This is a genomic window from Bacteroidales bacterium (assembly GCA_018334875.1).
Lineage (GTDB): Bacteria > Bacteroidota > Bacteroidia > Bacteroidales > UBA12077 > JAGXLC01.
In genome coordinates, this window is record JAGXLC010000276.1 from 1 (window position 1) to 5,488 (window position 5,488).

10 protein-coding genes are annotated in these 5,488 nt (G+C 39.4%); all 10 read left to right on the plus strand.

Translation table 11 applies throughout. From position 1 onward, the window contains the following. Positions 1-261 (plus strand): hypothetical protein (locus KGY70_16260; protein MBS3776752.1); only part of this gene is annotated, 261 nt, incomplete at its 5' end. Between the two features lie 200 nt (positions 262-461). After that, complete coding sequence (locus tag KGY70_16265) at positions 462-674, plus strand: hypothetical protein (protein MBS3776753.1); 213 nt, start codon at positions 462-464, stop codon at positions 672-674. Positions 675-696: 22 nt separating this feature from the next. Continuing rightward, complete coding sequence (locus KGY70_16270; protein MBS3776754.1) at positions 697-951, plus strand: hypothetical protein; 255 nt, start codon at positions 697-699, stop codon at positions 949-951. 4 nt (positions 952-955) lie between these two features. Then, positions 956-1,441 carry a hypothetical protein gene (locus KGY70_16275; protein MBS3776755.1) on the plus strand — a complete coding sequence of 162 codons (486 nt, stop codon included), beginning with the start codon at positions 956-958 and terminating at the stop codon, positions 1,439-1,441. 36 nt (positions 1,442-1,477) lie between these two features. Beyond that, a complete protein-coding gene (locus KGY70_16280) occupies positions 1,478-1,861 on the plus strand; it encodes a hypothetical protein (protein MBS3776756.1) in 384 nt (127 codons plus the stop codon). A 2-nt stretch (positions 1,862-1,863) separates the two neighbouring features. Next, positions 1,864-2,787 (plus strand): hypothetical protein, encoded by a 924-nt coding sequence (locus KGY70_16285; GenBank protein MBS3776757.1) that lies wholly within the window; start codon positions 1,864-1,866, stop codon positions 2,785-2,787. 2 nt (positions 2,788-2,789) lie between these two features. After that, positions 2,790-3,014, plus strand: a complete 225-nt coding sequence (locus tag KGY70_16290) for a hypothetical protein (protein ID MBS3776758.1) — start codon at positions 2,790-2,792, stop codon at positions 3,012-3,014. Then, positions 3,011-3,472 carry a hypothetical protein gene (locus tag KGY70_16295; GenBank protein ID MBS3776759.1) on the plus strand — a complete coding sequence of 154 codons (462 nt, stop codon included), beginning with the start codon at positions 3,011-3,013 and terminating at the stop codon, positions 3,470-3,472. The genes KGY70_16290 and KGY70_16295 overlap by 4 nt, the downstream gene beginning before the upstream one ends. 195 nt (positions 3,473-3,667) lie before the next feature. Beyond that, complete coding sequence (locus tag KGY70_16300) at positions 3,668-4,507, plus strand: hypothetical protein (GenBank protein MBS3776760.1); 840 nt, start codon at positions 3,668-3,670, stop codon at positions 4,505-4,507. A gap of 15 nt (positions 4,508-4,522) precedes the next feature. Next, entirely contained in the window at positions 4,523-5,143 is a 621-nt protein-coding gene (locus tag KGY70_16305) for an ATP-binding protein (GenBank protein ID MBS3776761.1), read from the plus strand. Positions 5,144-5,488 lie beyond the last annotated feature (345 nt).

A 5,488-nucleotide genomic window follows, 5' to 3' on the forward strand; every position in this document is an offset into this window, starting at 1 on the left:
TATAGAAAATATATGAGCCTGGCCCTAATGGGCATAATGGCTGAACCGAAAGATTTTTTCGATAATGAAGACGAAAAACCCAGAGAATTAACCGAACAAGAAAAAGAAGAAATAAGGCGAAGGTATGAACGCAAAAAATTGGAAAGAATGAAAAGAAGAGGAATGAAAGAATTTGAAATAAATGGCGTAAGAGTTTTAGCACTAAATTATAAAAACGCTTTACGAAAGTATAATAACGCCAAAGATTATAAAATAAATTAAAAATAGGAGGTTATTATGACATATATCAATATTGGAACAAATAAGGGTATTTTGCGGAACATTAAAATAAACAAACCCTTCCAAGACATTAAAGTAAAAGATATTATGTCCATTATCAAAAAACACTTTGATAATACCGAGAATATAAATATTCATGGTTGGGCAGATGTCACAGATCAAAATCAATAAAAACGTAAACTATGCAAACACTACTAAAAATAACAACTGGAATAGCAATATTTCTAACAATAGTTGGAATAGTGATTATTGCCGAAATGACATGGATTATACCTATCATGCCTTCAGAAACAATTTACTACATAATACTATTCCTATTCAACTTAGCAATAGGATATGTTATTGCCCTTACGACTATGCTAATACTTGATTCAATATTTAAAGACATAATTTAAAAATCTTAAAACTTTGTCAACCATGAAACGATTGAAAGATAATCAAAAGATTAAGGCCATTGCCGAAAATGGCGACGTTGACATCCTATCGTGGAAAGAACTAAAAGAATTGTTATGGTCATTCCACGCAGATGATGAAGAATTTACTAATGACTTCCTGGCAATTTCTGTAATATGGCACAGTACCTGGAAACATATAATGGAGATTGAGCGCAGTCTAATCAAAAACGGAGTCTACTCAAGTGAAGACATCGAATTCAAACTCTTAAACGAATAGTCAAATGCTAATCAGGAAACAACATCTTAACCTAATCAGAAAGATCGCCTGGTCCTTCCACAACACAACTGGATTGGATTGGGATGATCTTTTTGGTGAAGCCTCCCTCGGTTATTGCGAGGCGGTCAATAGCTACAACCCAGGCAAAGGCGCAAAACTCACAACCTGGATTTATAGCTGTGTGCAGAAAAAACTCATCAACTATTGTAAGTACGAAAATCGGGTCAATCATAACATATCCCTTCAGGACATGCCCAAGGATGTGCTCATTGACCCGATTCCTTATGTTGAATTGGAAGTATCTATGCCAAAGGCAGTCAGGGAAATAGCTGATATAGTATTGCAAACACCTCACCTATATCTATCCCTCCCCCGAACGATGGCCCGTCCTTTAATAGCGGAAAAGATGATGCGTTATAACAATTGGACTTGGTCCGAAACGCAAAAGGCTATTAAACGCATGGAAAATCTTTTAGAAAAAACCAAGTAATTTTGTATAATAAAATATAATAAAAATAAAATTCCTATGACAACTACTCGTGAAACACAAAGAATTCAAAACTTAACTGAATTCCTAAAGGAGGCAAAACGATTATCTGATAAAAATACCAGATTCAGTTATGCCAAACTTAGTAGTCAACACAAAGTTGATCACAGACACTTCTTAACAGCCCTTACACTTTGGTATTTTGAACGAACCAAGCGCCGGGGTTATTATAAATGCAAAGTCGATCACATAGAACCTTTCCACGCCCGTCAAATAATGGCGGAAGAAAAAAATAAAGGGAAAAGAACCGGGCAGAATGAAAGGGAACCTCTGACGGAGTATTCCATCGACGAACTACTCGATGAATTGAAGCGACGGGGGGTCAAGATTGATGGAAATATCTGGGTACCAAAACAATTCTAAAAATGATCGAAGACTTATTTCACGATTATGGTATTGATACTGCCCCGGAGGATAATAAACACTATCGTCCGGGGTGGATCAATGTTGAATGCCCATTCTGTGGGCAAGGATCTGGAAAGTATCACCTTGGATTCAACATAAAAGATGGGTATTTCCATTGCTGGAATTGCGGGACAGAAAACGCCTGGTCTGTCAAACGAACCATAGCTAAACTTATTGGTGTCAGTGAGAAGGAAGCTGTAGTGTTGATAAAAACCTATCGAATATCAATGAAAGGTGGGAAAGGCAAAGAGCAGGCAAAGGTCTCAATCAACAAAAAGCAATTTCGTTTGCCCCCGGACAGTGGGGAGATGAAAAAGAACCACCGTCGTTACCTGGAAAAAAGGAGGTTTGATCCCGATTGGCTCGAACAAGAGTGGAAAGTGATGGGCACCGGGCCAATGGCAAAACTGGATGAGGTGGATTACAAACACCGAATCCTTACCCCGATTTATTGGAATAATCAAATGGTATCATTCCAAACCCGAGATATCACCGGCAAACACTCAATGCCTTATTTAGCTTGTCCTCAGGAGCGGGAAATCATGTACCACAAACACATCATCTATACCAATCCCTCTTACCCGCTTTGGGAATGGGGTATCTGCGTTGAAGGGAAGTTCGATGCATGGCGATTCGGTCACCCGGCCTTTGCCACCTTCGGCATTGGGTATACTTCCAAGCAAGTCACCTTAATCGCTTCCCTTTTCAAACAGGTTTACACGGTATTTGATCCCGAACCGCAAGCTCAACGGCAAGCGGAAGATCTAAAAGGGGAATTGAGGTTTAGAGGGGTTGAATGCCACAATATCAAACTTAAAAGCGATCCAGGAGATTTGCCCCAGGATGAGGCCGATTATATTATTAAACAATTAAAAAGGAGGTAATTATGAAGGTTAAAGTAGAAACAAAACAATTTACGCCAGTTGACCTGACTATCACTTTTGAAAACAGGGAAGAACTGAATGGACTCAAAACATTTTTAGGTCAGTTAGCATTCAAAACAGTTGAGAAGATAATGAACTCCTCCTCGGAGAATCCCAGTGAAGAAACTATCCAAAGTACTTATGATTTAACTTATTCGATTTACGAACGATTAGACAACGAACTATGAAACCAATGAAAATAATTACAACGATCGCAGTATTCATAATACTGGCAGGCTGTGCTGGCCCCCAGAAAACAGCAAATATCAACGATAGTGATATCCCACTTGGAACCACCACTATTGTAGCTTTTACAGACCTACAACCAACACAAGCCTATAAAAAGACCGCTCAAATTCTACAAAATGAGGGATATGTTTTAGATAATACCGACGCCTCTTTGAAGACCATTACAACAAAACCGAAGCATATACACGGCCACCGAGGGCGTATGAGTCTATCCGTACATGTACTTGAGGACGGCCCAGAGACCAAAGTAATCTTCAATGGCAAAGTGGGGATATTTGAGGATCAACCCAGTTTAAAAATAGAAAAAACCGGGCAAAATCGTTCACTTGGTCGGGAAGCCTGGAAGGAAATGTATCTTGTGGCCAAAAAATTAGATGGTGAATTGGCCTATAAATAACTTCAGAATCAACCAGTTAAAAAATAATTCAATGAAAATTTTTATTTTTAAAATATTTAATTTAATTTTACGGATTATTCCTTCCCAGAAAATATCACTGGTACAGAGTGAACGAAGTATATTTACCCAAGAATCTCAGGTTAGTAGGAGCTGTACCCTCCGAACGCTTGAGATTTTTACATTCCTTCCCTTACTATGGAAAGAAAAGACAAAAAACGCATGAAAGATGCTATCAATTGTAGCATGTCAAAGGAATTCACCCAAATTCCGAACGACCTCCTCCGCAATCCTGAGATAAGTGGCAAAGCAAAATCTATTCAATGTATTCTACTCAGCAACAAAGATGGATGGAAAAGCTACATCAACGGGCTAAAGAATTTCATGAGCGAGGGGGAAACAGCCATCCGATCAGGATTGGGTGAACTTGAACAGCATGGATACCTTAAACGAATCCGGTATCGAAATAAGGAAACAAAACAGTGGGTCGGTTCCTTTTGGGCTTACACAGACACCCCCTCCCACTTCAACATTGAAGAGCAAAAACAACAACTGGAAGAACAAGGATTGGAAATGTATTTAAAGGAAGAAAACCCAGATGTGGAAAACCCGGATGTGGGAAATTCAGATGTGGAAAACCCCGGTCTAATAATATTAAATAGAAATAATATTAAAAAAGAAAAAGACCAATCTTCTACGTCGGAAAACAATAAAAACAAATATAAAATCACCCCACCCAAGTTTGAAAAGTTTTGGGAAATGTACCCAAAGAAAGTAGATAAAGGCAAGGCCAAAACTATTTGGGACAGAATATGCCAAAGAAAACAAAATCGACCCACCTGGAGAGAGCTCTCCCTTTCCCTGGCCAGGCAGAAGAAATCAGAACGCTGGCAAAACAAGAAGTTCATTCCCCATCCTTCTACCTGGCTCAACCAGAGCCGTTGGCTGGATGACCCCAGTCAGATGAAATCCTACGATTTCAACAAAAATAATTCCCATCAACCCTATAAGGAAGAGGACAAGGAGTATACATTCTGAAAAACCCCAATGATTATGCAATATAAAATATGTGAAAAGTGCGGGAGGCGATATAAAAGGAAGTTTTGTGAATTTTGTGACCGGGAATCCAAATTCAATGAAGAGGATTACTACCATCTCCTGACCCCTCGAATTGCCCGAGACCTTAAACAAATCAATATAGACATTGACCCTGATGAACTCAATCGCCTCAATCAGGGCGGTGGGTTGTTCATTGTCGGGAAGGTGGGTTCCGGGAAAACTCTTTATGCCGCAAAAATGATGATGGAGTGGCTCCGGCGATCTTACATAGAAATAGGGAAGGCGAAGGAGTGCCTTTTCATAACTATCCCGGACTTGCTGGATAGGATAAGAAGGTCATACTGGCAGGAACAGGAGGATGAGACCTTGAAAATGTGTTATTCCAATAATCTGTTGGTGTTGGATGACCTGGGAGTGGAAAAGATATCCGAGTGGGTCAATGAAAAACTTGATCAGCTCATCAATTATAGGTATGAACAACTATACCCAACCATCTTCACCTCGAATCTTGGTGGGAAGGAGATTGCCAATCGCATCGGTGATCGAATCCCTTCCCGTATTGAGCAAATGTGTGAGAAGAAAAAAATGAACAATAATGACTGTAGACTTAAATAAAGATATCGACCGGGACGCCGGACAGCCGCGAGGCGCGGAGGGGCTTTTCGGGAGTTTTGCCCTGCATACGTCCCGGTCTTTAAAAAAACGAAAACGATGAAGCACCATTCTAAAGAATCATATAAGCATCTGTTTGCTAAAAAGTTATTGGCTAAGTTGCGGATTTACTGCACTAACTTCCGCTAACCGATGAAATTAAATAAATGTAGAAAATTAAATATTAACCGCTGACCCCGCATTTTTTTATGACCGCTTGTTATAGTGCGTTTTTGCGGGTAGGCATAACAACTAAGAAAATGGCAAATCTATATGTAAAAGAAATTGGTATGCTTAATATCAAAGAAA